Here is an 18,438-nt window from a genome sequence, read left to right on the forward strand (position 1 = left end):
GGGGCCGGGCGCGGACGGGCGGCCCCGCCCGCCCGCGCCCGGCGCACGACGAGGAGAGGGAGACGGGTGTCCGACACACCGGTGCAGACGTCGGCGACGGTCCTGACGGTCCGCCAGGTGCAGGACTACCACGCGATCACGCTGGTGGCCCCCGCCATCGCCGAGCGGTTCAGGCCCGGCCAGTTCGTGGCGCTCGCGGTCGGCGGCGAGCACACCTCCCGCCTGGTCCGCCGCTGCCTCGGGGTGCACGAGGTCAAGTCCGACTACGGCGGCACCGTCGAGCTGGTGTTCGCCGGCACCGAGCCCGGCACCCGCTGGCTGGCCGGCCGCCGCTCCCGCGACCAGCTCGACCTCGTCGGGCCGCTCGGCCGCCCGTTCCGGCTGCCCCGCGACCCGGTCAGCTGCCTGCTCGTCGGCGGCGGCCCCGGCGGCGCGGCCGTGTTCGCGCTCGCCGACACGCTGCTGCGGCGCGGCTGCCAGGTGCACTTCGTGCTCGGCGGGCCGTCCGCCAAGCAGGTCTTCGGCTCCCGCATGGCGCAGCGCATCGGCGACAGCTCGACCGTCACCACCGAGGACGGGTCGATGGGGGAGAAGGGCACCGTCCGCGACGTCCTGCCGCGCGTCATCGAGGAGACCGGCACCGACGTCGTCTACGGCTGCGGCCCCACCGCCCTGCTCCGCTCGGTCACGCAGGTCGCCGGCGACCTCGGCCTGCCCTCGCAGGTGTCGGTCGAGGAGTTCCTCCAGGAGACCGGCGCGTGCGGCATCGGCGTGTGCATGACGTGCATGCTGCCCGTCCACGGCGAGGACGGCGTGACCCGCATGGTCCGGGCCTGCGCGGACGGGCCCGTCCTGCGCGGCGACCGCGTCCGCTGGGGCGACCTCGGAACCATCCCGTTCGACGCGCTGGGCGCGCCGCGCGTCCTGAGCGTCACCGAAGGGGGCTCCCAGTGAGCGACCGGGTCAAGACCACCCTCGGACCCCTGGAACTGCCCAACCCCGTCCTGACGGCCTCCGGATGCGGCGGGACGGGACGGGAGCTCGCCCAGTTCTTCGACCTGTCCCGCCTCGGCGCCTTCGTCACCATGTCCGTGATGGCCCAGGCCCGCGCCGGACGCCCCACCCCGCGCGTGACCGAGACGCCCAGCGGCCTCCTCACCGCCATGGGCCTGCCCGGGCCGGGCGTGGAGACCTTCCTGGAACGCGACCTCCCGTGGCTCATGGAGCAGGACGTCCGCACGATCGTGTCCGTCGCGGGCAACAGCGTGGAGGAGTACGGCGACCTCGCGCGCCGCCTCCGCAACGTCCCGGGCGTCGCCGCGATCGAGGTCAACATCGCCTGCCCGAACGTCGAGGACCGCGGGCGCATGTTCGCCTGGCACCCGGCCGCCGCCGCGGCCGTCGTCCGGGCCGTCCGCGACCACGCCCGCCCCGGCGTCCCCGTCTTCGCCAAGCTCGCCCCCGACGTCACCGACATCGTCACGATCGCGCTCGCCTGCGTCGACGCGGGCGCCGACGGCCTCGCCCTGATCAACACCATGGAGGGCATGGCGATCGACCCGCTGACGCTGCGCCCGGCCCTCACCGGCGTGTCGGGCGGTCTGTCCGGGCCCGCGATCCGGCCGATCGCGGTCCGCTGCGTCTACCAGGTGCACGCCGCCCTGCCCGGCACGCCCATCATCGGCATCGGCGGCATCGCCACCGGGCTGGACGCCCTGGAGTTCATCCTCGCCGGAGCGTCCGCCGTCGCCGTCGGCACCGCGGTCTTCCACGACCCCGCGGCCGGCCCCCGCGTCCTGCGCGAGCTGGAGGACGCCCTCGCGGCCCGCCGCATCGGACGCCTCGCCGACGCGGTCGGCCTCGCGCACAAGCCCGCCGGGTACGTCCCGCCCCAGGTGCTCCCGCAAGAGCCCGAGAAGGAGAAGCTGTGACCTCCGCCCCCATCGCCGTCGCGCTGGACGCGCCCGACCTGGAGACGGCCGCGCGCTGGGCCACCCTGGTCACACCGCACGTCTCCACCGTCAAGGTCGGCCTGGAGCTGTACCTGCGGTACGGGCCGGACGTCATCGCCAGCGTCCGGGGCGCCAGCCGCGTCCAGGTCTTCCTGGACCTCAAACTGCACGACATCCCCGCCACCGTCCGCGGCGCCGCCCGCGCCGTGGCCCGCCTCAAGCCGTCCTACCTGACCGTGCACGCCGCCGGCGGGCCCGCCATGATCCGCGCGGCGGTGGAGGCCGCCCCCGCCACCAGGATCGCCGCGGTGACCGTCCTGACGTCCCTCGGGGAGGCCGACCTCACCGCGCTCGGCCTGGCGGGGCCCGCCCCGGACGCCGTCCGCCGCCTCGCCGTCCTCGCCGTCGACGCCGGCGCCCAGGCCCTCGTGTGCTCCCCGCAGGAGGCCGCCGCCGTCCGCGCCGAGGTCGGCCCCGGCATCACCCTCATCACCCCTGGTGTGCGCCCCGCGGGCTCCGGCAACCAGGACCAGGCCCGCGTCGCCACCCCCGAGGACGCCCTCGCCGCCGGCGCCGACCTCCTGGTCATCGGCCGCCCCATCACCGGCGCCCCCGACCCCGGCGCCGCCGCGGCGGCCATCGCCGCGGCGCTCCGCAGGACGTCCGCCGGCACCTCCTGAGCCGCCCCCGCGCCCGCGCCGCGGGCGGCCGGGCGCGCGCCTCGGCGCGTCATGCGCGGGGCCAATGGTGCGCCAGGGCGCAGAACTTGTTTGTGCGCGGCTATTTGACAGGGGATCAACTTGGGCGCACGGGATCGCGCTTTGTGAGATTGGCCGTCTGCGAATGCGGAGACCGACTCCACCGCATTGGGATACGCGGCGAACGGCGAACTCGTTCACGCGGAGTGGCGATTCCGGGCCGGGAACGCCGCCGGCGGCCGGCCGGTGGTTCCGCGTCCGTGACGGTGCCCTGGCGGCGGGCGGGGGAGCTGGTGCGGTGGCGCTGTCCTCCGGGACGGAACGGGCGATCTTGGCGGTGGTGCTGTCGAGGATGACAGTAACGGTCCCGCGGCGACGTGCGGAACGGCGTGGCGTGATGAGCGTCACTCGGTCGGGATCGTTTGTGGGGGGCCTCCCGGCGGCGGCCGGCAGCGCTCCGGCGGGGTGCCGGGAGGGCGGCGGGACGGCCCGGGAGAGCCGCGGAACCGGAGCGGCGAGCCGGTGCCAAGTGCCGCATATGGGGTCGGAAAGGGGGGATTTTCACGATCATGCGAAAGTCCCAGCAAGGCAGGGGGATGGGCCGCCGGAGGCCCCGAGTTGGGTACACTCTGTATTCAGGACACTCCAAGGAGTGATTTTCGTGAATTTATGGCGGGCTAAACGGCACTTCACGTTGCCTAATGGGCGGTGAACTCGCTAGTTTCCCAACCCGTCCGACTCCGTCGAGTGGAAACCTGAGGTGACCCGGCGTGGCTCTTCCGCCCCTAACCCCCGAACAGCGCGCCGCAGCCCTGGAGAAGGCTGCCAAGGCTCGCAAGGAGCGGGCCGAGGTTAAGAACAAGCTGAAGCACGGGGGAACCTCGCTCGCCGAGGTTCTCAAAGAGGGTCAGTCCGACGACGTCATCGGAAAGATGAAGGTGTCGGCCCTCCTGGAGTCCCTGCCCGGTGTGGGCAAGGTCCGTGCGAAGCAGATCATGGAGCGTCTGGGCATCGCCGAGTCCCGCCGTGTGCGGGGCCTCGGCGCCAACCAGCGCGCCTCCCTGGAGCGTGAGTTCGGCGGAAGTGCGAACCGCTGACGCGCGACTCACGGGCGGGCGCGGCGGTCAGGCCGCCGCGGCCGGCTCGGGGCGACCCGAGCCCGGCACCATCCCGCCCGGCTCCGGCGCACCCATCGCTGCGCCGGAAGGCTCCAAACCGCATGGCCCGCTCGCGCGGCGTCTGACGGTCCTGTCCGGGCCGTCGGGCGTCGGCAAGAGCACGGTCGTCGCCGAGATCCGGCGATCACACCCCCGGGTGTGGCTGTCGGTCTCGGTGACCACCCGGGCCCCCCGCCCGGGTGAGACCGATGGTGTGCAGTACTTCTTCGTCGACGACGCCGGTTTCGACCGGCTCGTCGCCGAAGGGGAGCTCCTCGAATGGGCCGAGTTCGCCGGGAACCGCTACGGCACCCCCCGCCGGCCCGTCGAGGAACGCCTCGCCCAGGGCGAGCCGGTGCTCCTGGAGATCGACCTCCAGGGCGCCCGGCAGGTCCGCCGGACCATGCCCGACGCGCTGCTGGTGTTCCTCGCTCCCCCCAGCTGGGAGGAGCTCGTCCGCCGCCTCACCGGCCGCGGCACCGAGCCCCCCGAGGTCATCGAGCGCCGGCTGGACGCCGCCCGCGTCGAGCTCGCCGCCGAGAAGGAGTTCGACATCACGCTCGTGAACACGTCCGTCCAAGGCGTGTGCGACGAGCTGCTAGCCTTGATGGCTGACCAGTAGCCGTTAGACCTAGTGGAAGGCCACCGAGTGGCAGCCAGCAATGAGGGCATCACCAACCCCTCGATCGACGAGCTCCTGGAGGTCGTCGACACCAAGTACGGCCTCGTGAGCATCGCGGCCAAGCGCGCGCGGCAGATCAACGCCTACTACGCCCAGCTGGGCGAGGGCCTGCTGGAGTACGTCGGCCCGCTCGTCGAGACCCAGGTGCAGGAGAAGCCGCTGTCGATCGCGCTCCGCGAGACGCGCGAAGGCCTCCTGAACGCCGAGCCCATCGAGGGCTGAGGCTCCCGGACCCCGGCGCCCGGGCGCCCGGGGCCTGATGGCATCGTGGCACCATGACCTCCCCCAAGCCGCGCGTCGTCCTCGGCGTCAGCGCCGGAATCGCCGCGTACAAGGCGTGCGAGCTGCTCCGCCGGCTCACCGAGTCGGGGCACGACGTCACCGTCGTCCCGACCGAGGACGCGCTCCGCTTCGTCGGCGAGCCCACCTGGGCGGCCCTGTCGGGCAAGCCCGTCTCGCCGCGGGTGTGGGACGGCGTCGCCGGCGTCCCGCACGTCCGGCTCGGCCAGGAGGCCGACCTGGTGTTCGTCGCGCCCGCCACCGCCGACCTGCTCGCCAAGGCGGCGCACGGGCTGGCCGACGACCTGCTCACCAACACCCTGCTCACCGCCCGCTGCCCGGTCGTGTTCGCGCCCGCGATGCACACCGAGATGTGGCAGCACCCCGCGACCCGGGCGAACGTGGCGACGCTGCGGGACCGCGGCGCCGTCGTCGTCGAGCCGGCGTCCGGGCGCCTCACCGGCGCCGACACCGGGCCGGGGCGGCTGCCCGACCCGGCGGAGCTGTTCGAGGTCGCGCGGCACGTCCTGGCGCGCGGCGCGGACGGGCGCGACCTCGCCGGCCGGCACGTGGTCGTCTCGGCCGGCGGCACCCGGGAGGCCATCGACCCGGTCCGGTTCATCGGCAACCGCTCGTCCGGGATGCAGGGCTACGCCCTCGCCCGCACGGCCGTGGCCCGCGGCGCCCGGGTGACCCTCGTCGCCGCGAACGTCGCCCTGCCCGACCCGGCCGGGGCCGAGATCGTCGCCGTCGGGTCGGCCGAGGAGATGCACAAGGCCGTGGTGGCCGCCGCCGCGTCCGCCGACGCGGTCGTGATGGCCGCCGCCGTCGCCGACTTCCGCCCGGAGGGCTACCGCCGGTCGAAGATCAAGAAGGCGGAGGGCGCGGAGCCGGAGCCGATCCGGCTCGCCAAGAACCCCGACATCCTGGCCGGGCTGGGGGCCGACCGCCGTCCCGGCCAGGTGATCGTCGGTTTCGCGGCCGAGACCGACGACGTGCTGGAGAACGGCCGCGCCAAGCTCGCCCGCAAGGGCAGCGACCTCCTCGTCGTCAACCAGGTCGGCGAGGACCTCGCCTTCGGGCGCCCCGACAACGCCGCGGTGATCCTCGGCGCGGACGGCTCGCTCACCGAGGTGCCGCGCGGCGCCAAGGAGGCGCTCGCCGAGGTCGTCTGGGATCTCGTCGCCGCGCGCCTGAAACCCGTGGCCACGCGGGCGTGACGGCGGCGGGCGGCGATCCCGCTAGACTTGCGCCCTATCATCCGTGGGGAACCGCGGCGGGGGGCGGGGCTCCCCCGCCGGACTCGACAAAAATCCGTCCTGCGACGTCAGTCAGCAGCCGCTGCAAGGAGTTCACGTACGTGTCTCGCCGCCTGTTCACCTCCGAGTCCGTGACCGAAGGGCACCCGGACAAGATCGCGGACCAGATCAGCGACGCGATCCTCGACTCGATGATCAAGGACGACCCGAAGAGCCGGGTCGCCGTCGAGACGATGATCACGACGGGTCAGGTGCATGTGGCCGGTGAGGTCACCACCGAGACCTATGTGGACATCCCGGGCGTGATCCGGGAGAAGATCCTGGAGATCGGCTACGACTCGTCCAAGAAGGGCTTCGACGGCCACTCCTGCGGCGTGTCGGTGTCGATCGGCGCCCAGTCGCCCGACATCGCGCAGGGCGTCGACGACGCCTACGAGACCCGCGAGGGCGAGGGCGTCGACGACCTGGACCGGCAGGGCGCCGGCGACCAGGGCCTGATGTTCGGCTACGCCACCAACGAGACGCCCGAGCTGATGCCGCTGCCGATCACGCTGGCGCACCGGCTCGCGCAGCGGCTCTCGGCGGTCCGCAAGAGCGGCGACGTCCCGTACCTGCGCCCGGACGGCAAGACGCAGGTCACCATCGAGTACGACGGCGACCGCGGGGTCCGCCTCGACACCGTCGTGGTGTCCAGCCAGCACGCTCCCGACATCGACCTGAAGGAGCTGCTCGCCCCGGACGTGAAGGAGCACGTGGTCGACCCCGTGCTCGCCCAGTTCGACCTCGACACGGGCGGCTACCGGCTGCTGGTGAACCCGACCGGGCGCTTCGAGATCGGCGGCCCGATGGGCGACGCCGGCCTCACCGGCCGCAAGATCATCGTGGACACCTACGGCGGCATGGCCCGGCACGGCGGCGGCGCGTTCTCCGGCAAGGACCCGTCCAAGGTCGACCGGTCCGCCGCGTACGCGATGCGCTGGGTCGCCAAGAACATCGTCGCCGCGCAGCTCGCCGACCGCGCCGAGGTGCAGGTCGCCTACGCGATCGGCAAGGCCCACCCGGTCGGCGTGTTCGTGGAGACCTTCGGCACCGAGAAGGTCGCCCCCGAGAAGATCGAGAAGGCCGTCGACGAGGTGTTCGACCTGCGGCCCGCCGCGATCGTCCGCGACCTGGACCTGCTCCGCCCGATCTACCAGAAGACCGCCGCGTACGGCCACTTCGGCCGCGAGGAGCCCGACTTCTCCTGGGAGTCGGCCGACCGCGCCAAGGACCTGGCCTCCGCCGCCGGCCTGTAACCCGCCTCGTCGAAGGGCCCCGGGGGACGTCCCCCCGGGGCCCTTCGACGTGCGGGACGTCAGGAGCCGCAGTGGTTGCCGCGGTGCAGGGCGTAGCTGGCGGCGATGGTGTAGCGGCCGGGGGCGCGGGCGGTCATCCTGACGAAGTCGCCCGCGCGCGCCAGGCACGCGTCCCCGCCGGTGACCCTGAGCCAGGGGGACCAGGAGATCCGCAGCAGGGCCGACCCGCCGGAGGGCATGTCGACGACGAGCTCGCCGGCGTCGAGGTGGCGCACCGAGGCGGGCCGGTCGACCAGCGGGGTGGGCCGCACCACGCGGAACAGGCGCCAGTGCTCGTCCCGCCAGATCTCGCTCAGGTACGGCTGGCCGCCTTCGACGATGGCGGCCTCGTCCTGCGCCGACCAGTCGACCTCCTGCTCGGGCAGGACGACGTACTGGACCGCCCACTCGTGCAACCAGTCGCGGTACGAGGCGGGCGTCAGCGCGCCGTCCTCGTAGAACAGCTCGTGGCGCTCGGCGTCGACCTGGCGGTTCCAGCCGCGCGCGAGGATGAAGTGGCGGCTGAGGCCGGCCGACTCCCAGTGGGAGCGCAGCGGCACGACCTCGATGCGCGACCGCTCGGCGTCCAGGCCGTCCAGCGCGGCGATGAGGCCGCGGGCGTGGGCGGCGGCCGAGTCGGCGGGCTCGGTGTGGATGAGGTCGTCGACGGGCTTCACGACCTGCCAGGACGCCGTGACGATGAAGGCCACCGACAGGACCGCGATCCGGACCCGCCCGTGCGCGCGGGCGACCGCCGACAGCAGGAACATCCCGCCGAACAGCAGCGAGAGGCGCTCGACGTTGCTGCCGACGGGGGAGGGGATCAGCCAGGTCAGGAGGATCCCGATGAGGTAGACGCCGGCCCCGATCCGGACGAACGCCCAGTTCTTGGGCGCGCACGTCAGGATCGCGATGACCCCGGTGACGGCGGGCAGCACGATCGCCGTGAGGGAGATGGGCTGGACGCCGCTGAACGGGAACAGCAGGCTCGTCGTCCCCACCACGACGGGGAGGCCGACGGCGACGCAGACGCCGGCGCGGCGGCGGCCGGTCAGGAACAGGGCGGCGGCCAGCACGAGCAGGAACAGGCCGGCGACGGGGCTCGCGAGCGACGCCAGCACGCTCAGGCAGACCATCCCGACCGCGCGCAGGGCGGGGGTGCCGCGCGGCGTGAACGCCGCGATGGTCGCCATGAGCGCGAACATCAGCCCCAGGCCGAACGTGACGCGGCCGGAGGCGGCGTTGCACGACAGCGCGAACGCGGCCCAGAGGGACGCGGGCAGGGCGACGGGGGCCCGGAACTGCTTGAGCAGCGCGGCGGTCAGCCCGGCGGAGACCGTGCCGGTCACGACCGCGACCGTGCGGATGCCGAACAGCGCCATCAGATGCGGCGACATCACGCTGTAGGAGGCGGGGTGCATCCCGCCGTACCAGGCGAAGCTGTACGCCGCGTCGGGGTGCTTCCAGACGAAGTCGGTCCACGCGGCCTGCGCGGCCAGGTCGCCTCCCTCAGTCGCGAGGAAGAGCGCCCACACCAGGTGGAGCACGCCCGCGGCCAGCGTGGCGGCCACGACGGGGTGGCGTGCCCGCTTCTTCCACTTGGAGGCCGCGGAGGTCGTGGTGGAACGGCGGGACGCCCCGTACTCGACCGGGGCGTCCGTCCGCTCTGGGGTTTGAGCTGTGGTCACTTCGCCTGCATGGGCTCGACGGACGGCGAGGGGCGCGGGAGACATCGGGCAATGGGCCGGCGGGAACGGTGCGCGCCCCGTTCAGACGGACCAACCCTAGCGCGCGGGACCGCCTGTCGGATCGATCTGGTAGGACGGGGGCGTGACCAAGGACGGCGGGGGAACGGACCTGATCCCGGGGCTGGACGCCCTTCCGCGGACATCCGCCGACAAGCCGAAGAAGCCCGGTAAGGCCGCCAAGTCCGGCAAGAAGGGGGCGCGCCGTCCGGCCGGGGAGCGGCCCGTCGCGCGGATCGCGGTCGACATGTCGCTCCCACATCTGGACCGCCCGTTCGACTACCTGGTGCCCGCCGAGCTGGACGCCAAGGCCGTCCCCGGCTGCCGGGTGCGGGTGCGTTTCGCCGGCCAGCTGGTCGACGGGTTCGTGCTGGAGCGGGTCGCCGAGAGCGATCACGACGGCAAGCTGCTGTTCCTGGAGCGGGTCACCTCGCCCGAACCCGTCCTCACGCCGGAGATCGCCGCGCTCGTGCGGGAGGTGGCCGTTCGGTACGCGGGCACGTTCGCGGACGTCCTGCGGCTGGCCGTCCCGCCCCGGCACGCGCGCGTGGAGGCCGAGCCGGTGGCGGAGGGCGAGCCGGCCCCGCCCGAGCCGGCCGGCGCCGGCCCCTGGCTGGATTACCCGGCCGGAGAGTCGTTCCTCAGCGCGCTGGCCGCTGGGAAGGCGCCGCGAGCCGTGTGGACGGCACTGCCGGGGCCCGGCTGGACGGCCGCCATAGCGCGGGCCGTCGCCGCCGCGCTCACCGCTGGGCGCGGTGCGCTCGTCGTGGTCGCGGACGGCCGCGACGCGGCGCGGGTCGACGCGGCGCTGAAGGCGGAGCTGGGGGAGGGGCTGCACGTCGCCCTGACGGCGGAGCTGGGGCCCGCGGAGCGCTACCGCAGATGGCTGGCCGCGCTGCGCGGCAAGGCGCGGGCGGTCGTCGGCACCCGCGCCGCCATGTTCGCGCCCGTCGCGGATCTCGGCCTGGTCGTGCTCTGGGACGACGGCGACGACGTGCACGCCGAGCCGCACGCGCCCTACCCGCATCCCCGCGACGTGCTGGCCCTGCGCGCGCACAGGACGGGCGCCGGAGCGCTGATCGGCGGGTTCACCAGGACCACCGACGCCACACAGCTGGTGGAGACCGGCTGGGCGCACACGCTCGCCGCCGACCGGGGACGTGTCCGGGCGGTGATGCCGCGCGTCCGGTACGTGGGGGAGGACGCGCAGCTCGCCCGCGACGCCGCCGCCCGCACGGCTCGCCTGCCCAACGTCGCGTTCGAGGCCGCGAGGCAGGCTCTGGAGCACGGTCCCGTCCTCGTGCAGGTCCCCAGGCGCGGATACGTGCCGGGCATCGCGTGCGGGCGGTGCCGCACGCCGGCCCAGTGCCGGGCGTGCCAGGGGCCGCTGGCGCTGGCCTCGTCCCACGCCGCCCCGTACTGCCGCTGGTGCGGCCATATCGCGGGAGACTGGCACTGCCCCGAGTGCGGCTTCTTCCAGGTGCGCGCGGTCGTGGTGGGCGCCAAACGCACGGCGGAGGAGCTGGGCAGGGCGTTCCCCGGCGTGGCGGTGCGCACGTCCGGGCGGGACGCCGTCCTCGACCAGATCGGCCCGGAACGGGCCCTCGTGGTGTCCACCCCGGGAGCCGAACCGCGCGCGGACGGCGGCTACACGGCCGCGCTCCTGCTGGACGGCTGGGTGCTGCTCGGGCGGCCGGATCTGCGCGCGGGCGAGGAGACGCTCCGGCGCTGGATGAACGCGGCGTCGCTCGTCCGGTCGCAGGGGCCCGTGATCGTGGCCGCCGAGGGGGCGCTGCCCGCCGTCCAGGCGCTCGTCCGGTGGGACCCGGTCACGTACGCGGAGCGGGAGCTGGCCGAGCGCAAGGAGGCGGGGTTCCCGCCCGCCACGCGCATGGCGTCGCTCACCGCGTCGCCCGCCGCCATACGGGAGCTCCTGGCGGACGCCCGGTTGCCGGACGGCGCGGAGGTCCTCGGGCCCGTGCCCGTCCCGCAGGCGGGCGCCGACGTCCAGGAAAAGGAGCGTGCCCTGATACGCGTGCCCCGGGCCGCGGGGCTCGCACTGGCGCGCGCGCTGAAGGAGGCCCAGGGGGTGCGCAGCGCGCGCAAGGCGACGGAGACAGTGCGGGTCCAGATCGACCCCCTGGAGCTGATCTGACCAATAGGGTTCTCGGGTGGCCGACAACTGGGTGGAGACGACCGCCGGCGACCTGCGGCGGTGGGCGGACGAACGCGGCGAGACACTGGACGACCAGGGCGTGCGCATCCTGCTCGACCTGGCGCGCGAGGAGCTGGAACTCCCGGGGCCGGCCGCGCTGACCCCGGCCGGCGTCCGCGAGCTGCTGCTGGAGGCGTTCCCCGAGTCGGTGGTCGCCGGGCGCGAGGACGTCCCCACCGTCCTCGACGCGCTCCGCCGGATCGTCGCCTTCCTGCGCGACACCGGCGCCGTCCCGGAGGCGGACGCCGGCGCGCTGGAGGCCGAGATCGACCGGACCGCGCCGGAGTTCACCGAGGTCGTCGCCGCGGTCGACAGCGACGAGCGGCAGGCGGCGGCCGAGGTCATCGCCGGGCTGATGCAGGCCGACGGGGTCTCCCTGGACGACCAGGAGGCCGTCGACGCGTGGGTCCGCGACTTCGAGGAGCGGCCCGAGGAGGAGCGCTACGCCCGCACCGAGGAGTATCTGAGGCAGGCCGGAGAGCTGGTCGTGCCGCCCGCCAGGCTGGCGCCGGAGGCCGAGCTGGCGGACGCGGCGCGCCGCTCGCGCCTGACCGCGGCCGTCCTGGCCCTCGCGGGCTGGACGGGCGAGCGGGCCCTCACCGAACACGAGACGCTCACCCGGGACGACGCCGCTGCCGCCCGCGCCGCCCTCGGCCTGGAGACGCCGCGGAGCCATGGCCAGATGGAGGACGAGGGCGAGCTGGAAAGGCTGTGGTGGGCCGCCATTGAGGCGAACGTCATCACGGCGGAGCAGGGCACCGCCCGCCCAGGGCCCGCCCTGGCGAAGCTGGAGTCCGGCGACGACGCGGAGCTGCTCGCCGCCTGGCTGCCGCTGTTCGACGCCCTCGTGGTGCCGGGGCACGACTACGCGGACGGCCTGGACGCGGTCGAACTCGTCCAGAACGAGATGACCGGCGTCCTCATCCACCTGTACGAGCAGGAGGAGCCCACCGGGCCCGAGGGGCTGGTCGAGGCTCTCCTCGGCCATGTCGAGGAGGCCTACGACCTCACCGACGCCGACGCCATGTTCGCGCTCGTGTCGGACGCGTTCCATCTGGAGCTCTCGGCCCTTGAGGGCTGGGGGATCGTCGAGCCGTCCGGCAAGGGCCTGGCGCTGACTCCCCTCGGCGTGTGGGCGGTCAGGGAACTGCTCGTCGCGGACGGCTTCACCGCCCCGGTCATCGGGGAGCTGGCCGGAGCGCGCGCGTCCGAGCTGATCGGGGGCCTGACCTGGTACCGGCCGGAGGCCGCCGACGAGGAGATCGACGGCTGGCTGGCCGCCCACGACCCCAAGGACGCCGCCGCCGACCTGCTGGACGTCATGCGGACCGGCGGCCCGGGCGCCCGCAACCTCGCCGCCGCGGTCCTGCACCGGATCGGGCCGGAGGCGGCCGGGGTCGTCCGCGCCGCGCGGGAGCATCCGCTCGTGTCGCCCTACGCCGCGATGTGGCTCAACGCCGCGGGCGACCCGGCGGGGCGGGAGCTGGCCCGCGAGGAGTACCTCTGGGTGTTCGTCGACACGGTCGCCGGGATGCTGGAGACCGCCGAACCGGAGGAGGCGGTCGAGGCCGCCCTGATCGACGCGCCGCCGGAGGCGGAGATGAGGGTCATGGTCGACGAGCTGTGGCGCACCCAGCATCCCGGCGCGGCCGACGTCCTGGAGGCCCTGGGCGCCCACCATCCGGACAAGGCCACCGCCAAGGCCGCCCGCACCGCCGCCTACAAGGCCCGCTCGGCGGGCCAGGGAGCGCACCGCGGCGTGTGATCGGCGTGAAAACCAAGGGGTGCGGCTCCGTAGACTGGAGGCCGCATCCCACTTCGCTCGCCAGCCGCAGAACCTCGCAGGAAACGGAGTCCCCGTTGGCCGTCAAGCCCATCCGCCTCTTCGGCGATCCCGTGCTGCGCACGCCCGCGGAGCCGGTGAAGGACTTCGACAAGGAGCTGCGCCAGCTCGTCAAGGACCTCACCGACACGATGATCGACGCGCCGGGCGCCGGCCTGGCCGCGCCCCAGCTCGGCGTGGGCCTGCGCGTGTTCACCTACTACGTCGACGACCGCCTGGGGCACGTGGTCAACCCGACGCTGGACCTGTCGGACGAGCAGGAGACCGACGACGAGGGCTGCCTGTCGCTGCCCGGCCTCGCGTTCCCGACGCCCCGCTCCGTCGGCGTGGTCGCGAAGGGCTTCAACATGCACGGGGAGCCGATCACGCTGGAGGGCACGCACCTGCTGGCCCGGTGCGTGCAGCACGAGACCGACCACCTGGACGGGATCATCTTCATCGACCGGATGGACCCGGAGCAGCGCAAGGCCGCGATGAAGGCGATCCGCGAAGCCGAGTGGTTCGGCGAGCCGGCGCCCGTCGTCAAGGAGTCGCCGCACCGCACCCTGGGGAAGGCGATCTAGGTGCGGCTGGTGTTCGCCGGAACCCCCGAGACCGCGCTCCCGGCCCTGACCGCGCTCCTGGGGTCCTCGCACGAGGTCGCGGCGGTGGTGACCCGCCCGGACGGCCGTTCGGGCCGTGGGCGGCGGCTGAGCCCCGGCCCGGTGGCCTCGCTCGCCGCCGAGGCGGGCGTGGAGGTGCTGAAGCCGGAGAAGGCCCGCGATCCGGAGTTCCTGGACCGGCTCCGCGAGATCGCGCCCGACTGCTGCCCCGTGGTCGCCTACGGCGCACTGCTGCCCCGCGAGGCCCTGGAGATCCCCCGGCACGGCTGGGTGAACCTGCACTTCTCGCTGCTGCCCGCCTGGCGCGGGGCGGCGCCCGTCCAGCGCGCGATCCTGCACGGCGACGACGTGACGGGCGCGGCCACCTTCCAGATCGAGGAGGGGCTGGACACGGGACCGGTCTACGGCGTCCTCACCGAGCCGATCCGGCCGACCGACACCTCCGGCGACCTCCTGGGGCGGCTCGCCGTCGCCGGCGCGAGCCTCCTGCTCGACACCCTGAACGGCATCGAGGCCGGTGTCCTGGAGCCCCGGCCGCAGCCGACCGAGGGCGTGTCCCACGCGGCCAAGCTGACGCCGGAGGACGGCCGCGTCGACTGGAAGAGCCCCGCCCTGCACATCGACCGCCTCGTCCGCGCCTGCACGCCCGCGCCCGGCGCCTGGACGACCTTCCGCGAGACGCGGGTCAAGCTGGGGCCCGTCCGTCCGGTGCCGGGCGCCGCCGAGCTGTCCCCCGGGGAGATCCGGGCGGGCAAGAACGAGGCGCTGGTGGGGACGGCGACGCATCCCGTCGCCCTCGGCGAGGTGCAGCCGCAGGGCAAGCGCCGCATGGCCGCCACCGACTGGATCCGCGGCGTCGACCTCACCGGTAAGGACGCTCTGCACTGATGCCTCCCGCCCGCAACCGCCGCCGCACGCAGAACCGCCGACCGGGCGGTCCCCGCAAGACGGGCCGCCCGCAGGACCTCGTCCGCCGCACGGCGTTCGACGTGATCCGGGCGGTCGAGACCCGGGACGCGTACGCCAACCTCCTGCTGCCGAGCCGGCTGCGCGACCGGGGCCTGACCGGACGCGACGCCGCCCTCGCCACCGAGCTGACCTACGGCACCCTGCGCGGCCGGGGAACCTACGACGCGGTGCTCTCGCTGTGCAGCGACCGCGAGCTGCGCCGCATCGACGCGCCGCTCCTGGACGTCCTGCGCCTCGGCGCCCACCAGATCCTCGCCACGCGCATCCCGCCGCACGCCGCCGTCGGCACGACCGTGGAGCTGGCCCGGACCGTCTCCGGTCCGGGCCAGGCCAAGTTCGCCAACGCGGTGCTGCGCAAGGTCGCGACGCGAGACCTGGACGCCTGGCTGCGGATCGTCGCACCCGCGGACGCCGACACCACGACCCGCCTCTCGGTCGCGCACAGCCATCCCAAGTGGATCGTCTCCGCCCTGCGGGACGCCGTCGGGCCGGACGAGATCGACGACCTTCTCGCCGCGGACAACGCCCGCCCCCGGGTGACCCTGGTGGCGCGTCCGGGCCGGGCCGCACCGCAGGAGCTGTACGACGGAGGCGCGGAGCCCGCTCCCTACTCGCCTTACGCCGCGGTTCTGGCCGAGGGCGATCCCGCGGGCATCGAGGCGGTCCGCGATGGGCGCGCCGCCGTCCAGGACGAGGCGAGCCAGATGGTCACCCTCGCCCTGGCCGAGGTCTCCCTGGACGGCCCGGACGCGCGCTGGGCCGACCTCTGCGCGGGCCCCGGCGGCAAGGCCGGGCTCCTCTCGGCCCTGGCGACGCAGCGGGACGCCCGGCTCCTCGCGGCCGACCTCCAGCCGCATCGCGCCGGCCTCGTCCGGCGGGCGGTCGACGACCGCGCGGCCGTGGTCGCCGCCGACGGCACCGCCCCGGCCTGGCGTCCGGGCGCGTTCGACCGGGTCATGGTGGACGCCCCCTGCACCGGTCTCGGCGCGCTGCGCCGGCGTCCCGAAGCGCGCTGGCGCCGCGGGCCCGAGTCGGTCGCCGAACTGGGCCCGTTGCAGAGGGAGCTGCTCGCGACGGCGCTGGAGTCCGTGCGGCCCGGCGGCGTGGTCGCCTACGTCACCTGCTCGCCCCACCTGGCCGAGACCCGGGTGGTGGTGGACGACGTCCTGCGCGGGCGCGGCGACGTCGAACGGCTCGACGCCCCGGCGGCCCTGACGGCGATCGCGCCGCGGCTCACCGACGTGGGGGACGGCCCGTACGCGCAGTTCTGGCCGCACCGGCACGGCACCGACGCGATGTTCCTGGCCCTTCTACGCCGCACCTAGCCCTTGGGGGATCCGTGCTGACCGGCTTCATGGAGTTCGTGTCGTACCTGGGCAGCGCGGCCTTCTACGTCCCACTGCTGCTGGCGCTCTTCTGGTGCGTGGCACCGCGCCTCGCCGCGCGGGCGTCGGTCGTCCTGCTGCTCGGCGCGGTCGTCAACTCGCTGCTCAAGCTCGTCTTCCACGACCCCCGCCCCTACTGGACGGATCCCGACATCAAGGGCGAGCAATCGCTGACGTCCTTCGGGATGCCCTCGGGGCACGCCCAGAACGGCATCGTGGGCTACGGCTTCTTCGCCGCCCAGACCAGGCGGTGGACGCTGTGGGCCGGCGCCGCCGCCATGATCCTGCTGATCGGCTACTCCCGCGTGTACCTCGGCGTCCACTCGGTCGGCCAGGTCGCGGCGGGATGGGGGATCGGCCTGGTCCTTCTCGTGGCCGTCCTGGGGCTGGAACCCATCGTCGTCCCGTGGTGGAGGCGGCAGCATCTGGCGATGCAGATGGCGCTCTCCCTGGCGGCCTCCCTGCTGCTCCTGGCGGCGGGCTGGGGTGCGGCGGAACGCCTCGGTGACTGGCAGTGGCCGCAGGCCTGGGCGGAGGCCGTCAGAGCGGCCGGCGGAGCCACCGAGCCGGTGACCGCGACCGACGCGGCCCAGGCTTCCGGCGCCTTCTGCGGCGCCCTCATGGGCCTGTCCGTCCTCGCGGCCCGCGGCTGGTTCGAGCCGGGCGGGAAGGCCTGGCAGCGCCTCGCGCGCCTCCCGGTGGGGCTCGCCGGCGCGGCGGTCATCGCCTTCTTCGAGGGGACCCACCTGGTCCAGGCCTTCGTCGTCCAGGCCCTGCTGGTCCTCTGGGTCACGGCCGGCGCGCCGGAGGTCTTCGTCCGGACCGGGCTGGCCGCCCGTTCCACCCCCGGTCTCACCCGCCCGGGTGACGAACGGGCCGAACTACGCCAATAGACTCGGGGCCATCATGGCTCCTCAGATCGCGCCCAGCATCCTGTCCGCCGACTTCGCCCGCCTGGCCGAGGACGTCGCGCGCGTCGCCGGCACCGCGGACTGGGTGCACGTCGATGTCATGGACAACCACTTCGTCCCGAACCTCACCCTCGGGCTGCCCGTCGTGCAGGCCCTGCTCAGGCACAGCGCGCTGCCGCTCGACTGCCACCTGATGATCGAGGATCCCGACCGCTGGGCGCCGGAGTACGCCGAGGCGGGGGCGAAGAGCGTCACCATCCACGCCGAGGCGGCGAAGGCCCCCGTCCGCACCCTGCGCGCCATCCGCTCCGCGGGCGCGCGGGCGGGCCTCGGCGTCAACCCGGCGACCCCGGTCGACGGCTTCGAGGACCTCCTCGGCGAGGTCGACATGCTGCTGCTCATGACCGTCGAGCCGGGCTTCGGCGGCCAGAAGTTCCTGGACGTCGTCCTGCCGAAGGTCCGCCGCGCCCGGGAGCTCATCAAGGGCCGCGACCTTCCCGTCTGGCTCCAGGTCGACGGCGGTGTCAGCGCCGAGACCATCGAACGCTGCGCCGACGCGGGAGCCGACGTCTTCGTCGCAGGCAGCGCGGTCTACGGCGCCGACGACCCCGCCGAGGCCGTGCGCAAGCTCCGCGCCCAGGCCGAAGAGGCGACCGCCAAAGCCGATTGGTGATCTCCTGGTGATCCTCACCTGCAACGCCGTCCTGTTCGACGTGGACGGCACCCTCGTCGACTCCACACCGCTCGTCGAGCGCGCCGCGCGCGAGTGGGCCGCCGAGTACGGCATCGACCCGGACGAGTTCCTGTCGGACGCCCACGGCCGCCGGACGAGCGACCGCGTGGCCGACTTCCTCCCACCGGACGAGGTGCGCGAAGCCACCGCCCGCCTGGACGCCCTGGAAGCGTCCCGCACCGACGGCATCACCGCCCTCCCCGGCGCCATGGAGCTGCTGACGTCCATGAACGGCCTGCCTCACGCCTTCGTCACCTCGATGGACCGGGCCCATCTCAAGGCCCGCACAGAGGCGGCGGGTGTGCCGCTCCCACCCGTAGTGGTGACCGCCGACGACGTTGCGTCCGGCAAACCAGACCCGTCCGGCTACCTCCAGGCGGCCGGGCGTCTGGGCGTGCCTCCGTCCGACTGCGTCGTCATCGAGGACGCCCCCGCCGGCATTGCGGCAGGCCGGTCCGCGGGTGCCACCGTCCTCGCGGTGCTCACGAGCCACGCGCAGGACTTCCTGACGGCGGCCCACCACATCGTCCAGGACCTGACCCGCGTGGCGGCCTCAACGGACGGTCTCCACGTCACCACCGGCTGACCCCTGGGAGGGAAAGGCCGCGCCGCCGGGCCGGGCGGGATGGCGGTCACCACGGGCCCGGCGGCACGGGGTCGGGCGGCGCGGGCCG

The 18,438-nt window shown here is 74.2% G+C and carries 17 protein-coding genes; 16 read left to right on the top strand and 1 reads right to left on the bottom strand.

Annotation, left to right across the window (positions count from 1 at the left end; translation table 11 throughout):
- The first annotated feature begins 66 nt into the window (after nucleotides 1-66).
- The 8 genes from BM339_RS03325 to metK all read left to right on the top strand — a co-directional run bounded on the left by BM339_RS03325 (nucleotide 67) and on the right by metK (nucleotide 7,322).
- The gene (locus tag BM339_RS03325) at nucleotides 67-954 is read left to right on the top strand and encodes an iron-sulfur cluster-binding protein (protein ID WP_024936276.1); all 888 of its coding nucleotides are present in this window, start codon (nucleotides 67-69) and stop codon (nucleotides 952-954) included.
- The gene (locus tag BM339_RS03330; protein ID WP_021600321.1) at nucleotides 951-1,931 is read left to right on the top strand and encodes a dihydroorotate dehydrogenase; all 981 of its coding nucleotides are present in this window, start codon (nucleotides 951-953) and stop codon (nucleotides 1,929-1,931) included. The genes BM339_RS03325 and BM339_RS03330 overlap by 4 nt, the downstream gene beginning before the upstream one ends.
- Entirely contained in the window at nucleotides 1,928-2,632 is a 705-nt protein-coding gene (gene pyrF, locus BM339_RS03335) for an orotidine-5'-phosphate decarboxylase (protein ID WP_024936275.1), read from the top strand. Before BM339_RS03330 ends, pyrF begins: the two co-directional genes overlap by 4 nt.
- 788 nt (nucleotides 2,633-3,420) lie before the next feature.
- Nucleotides 3,421-3,747 carry an integration host factor, actinobacterial type gene (mihF, locus tag BM339_RS03340; protein WP_021597647.1) on the top strand — a complete coding sequence of 109 codons (327 nt, stop codon included), beginning with the start codon at nucleotides 3,421-3,423 and terminating at the stop codon, nucleotides 3,745-3,747.
- A 94-nt stretch (nucleotides 3,748-3,841) separates the two neighbouring features.
- Nucleotides 3,842-4,429, top strand: a complete 588-nt coding sequence (gene gmk / locus BM339_RS03345) for a guanylate kinase (RefSeq protein WP_052357909.1) — start codon at nucleotides 3,842-3,844, stop codon at nucleotides 4,427-4,429.
- Nucleotides 4,430-4,456: 27 nt separating this feature from the next.
- A complete protein-coding gene (gene rpoZ, locus BM339_RS03350; RefSeq protein ID WP_021597645.1) occupies nucleotides 4,457-4,711 on the top strand; it encodes a DNA-directed RNA polymerase subunit omega in 255 nt (84 codons plus the stop codon).
- A gap of 53 nt (nucleotides 4,712-4,764) precedes the next feature.
- Complete coding sequence (gene coaBC / locus BM339_RS03355; RefSeq protein ID WP_021597644.1) at nucleotides 4,765-5,988, top strand: bifunctional phosphopantothenoylcysteine decarboxylase/phosphopantothenate--cysteine ligase CoaBC; 1,224 nt, start codon at nucleotides 4,765-4,767, stop codon at nucleotides 5,986-5,988.
- Nucleotides 5,989-6,128: 140 nt separating this feature from the next.
- Nucleotides 6,129-7,322, top strand: coding sequence for a methionine adenosyltransferase (gene metK / locus BM339_RS03360; protein ID WP_021597643.1), 1,194 nt, complete (start codon nucleotides 6,129-6,131; stop codon nucleotides 7,320-7,322).
- Between the two features lie 59 nt (nucleotides 7,323-7,381).
- Here metK and BM339_RS03365 read toward each other — a convergent pair whose 3' ends face one another.
- A complete protein-coding gene (locus BM339_RS03365; protein ID WP_244938860.1) occupies nucleotides 7,382-9,049 on the bottom strand; it encodes an MFS transporter in 1,668 nt (555 codons plus the stop codon).
- Nucleotides 9,050-9,191: 142 nt separating this feature from the next.
- On the opposite strand from BM339_RS03365, the gene BM339_RS03370 reads away from it, so the two are divergent.
- From BM339_RS03370 to BM339_RS03405, 8 genes are all read left to right on the top strand, one after another.
- Entirely contained in the window at nucleotides 9,192-11,261 is a 2,070-nt protein-coding gene (locus BM339_RS03370) for a primosomal protein N' (RefSeq protein ID WP_083597217.1), read from the top strand.
- A gap of 16 nt (nucleotides 11,262-11,277) precedes the next feature.
- Nucleotides 11,278-13,086, top strand: coding sequence for a hypothetical protein (locus tag BM339_RS03375; protein WP_075019848.1), 1,809 nt, complete (start codon nucleotides 11,278-11,280; stop codon nucleotides 13,084-13,086).
- Between the two features lie 95 nt (nucleotides 13,087-13,181).
- Nucleotides 13,182-13,727 carry a peptide deformylase gene (def, locus tag BM339_RS03380; protein ID WP_021597638.1) on the top strand — a complete coding sequence of 182 codons (546 nt, stop codon included), beginning with the start codon at nucleotides 13,182-13,184 and terminating at the stop codon, nucleotides 13,725-13,727.
- Entirely contained in the window at nucleotides 13,728-14,654 is a 927-nt protein-coding gene (gene fmt / locus BM339_RS03385) for a methionyl-tRNA formyltransferase (RefSeq protein ID WP_021597637.1), read from the top strand.
- Nucleotides 14,654-16,060 carry an RsmB/NOP family class I SAM-dependent RNA methyltransferase gene (locus BM339_RS03390; protein ID WP_024936274.1) on the top strand — a complete coding sequence of 469 codons (1,407 nt, stop codon included), beginning with the start codon at nucleotides 14,654-14,656 and terminating at the stop codon, nucleotides 16,058-16,060. Before fmt ends, BM339_RS03390 begins: the two co-directional genes overlap by 1 nt.
- A gap of 14 nt (nucleotides 16,061-16,074) precedes the next feature.
- Complete coding sequence (locus BM339_RS03395) at nucleotides 16,075-17,013, top strand: phosphatase PAP2 family protein (RefSeq protein ID WP_075019849.1); 939 nt, start codon at nucleotides 16,075-16,077, stop codon at nucleotides 17,011-17,013.
- 13 nt (nucleotides 17,014-17,026) lie between these two features.
- Entirely contained in the window at nucleotides 17,027-17,704 is a 678-nt protein-coding gene (gene rpe, locus BM339_RS03400) for a ribulose-phosphate 3-epimerase (RefSeq protein ID WP_021596112.1), read from the top strand.
- Nucleotides 17,705-17,711: 7 nt separating this feature from the next.
- The gene (locus BM339_RS03405) at nucleotides 17,712-18,350 is read left to right on the top strand and encodes an HAD-IA family hydrolase (RefSeq protein WP_075019850.1); all 639 of its coding nucleotides are present in this window, start codon (nucleotides 17,712-17,714) and stop codon (nucleotides 18,348-18,350) included.
- The last annotated feature ends 88 nt before the right edge of the window (nucleotides 18,351-18,438 follow it).

This window comes from Actinomadura madurae (assembly GCF_900115095.1).
GTDB classification, from domain to species: Bacteria; Actinomycetota; Actinomycetes; order Streptosporangiales; family Streptosporangiaceae; genus Spirillospora; species Spirillospora madurae.

Bases quoted from the DNA above. Each gene is read 5' to 3' on its own strand.
- coaBC (WP_021597644.1), top strand. From the start codon at position 4,765: ATGACCTCCCCCAAGCCGCGCGTCGTCCTCGGCGTCAGCGCCGGAATC.
- BM339_RS03390 (WP_024936274.1), top strand. From the start codon at position 14,654: ATGCCTCCCGCCCGCAACCGCCGCCGCACGCAGAACCGCCGACCGGGC.
- rpe (WP_021596112.1), top strand. From the start codon at position 17,027: ATGGCTCCTCAGATCGCGCCCAGCATCCTGTCCGCCGACTTCGCCCGC.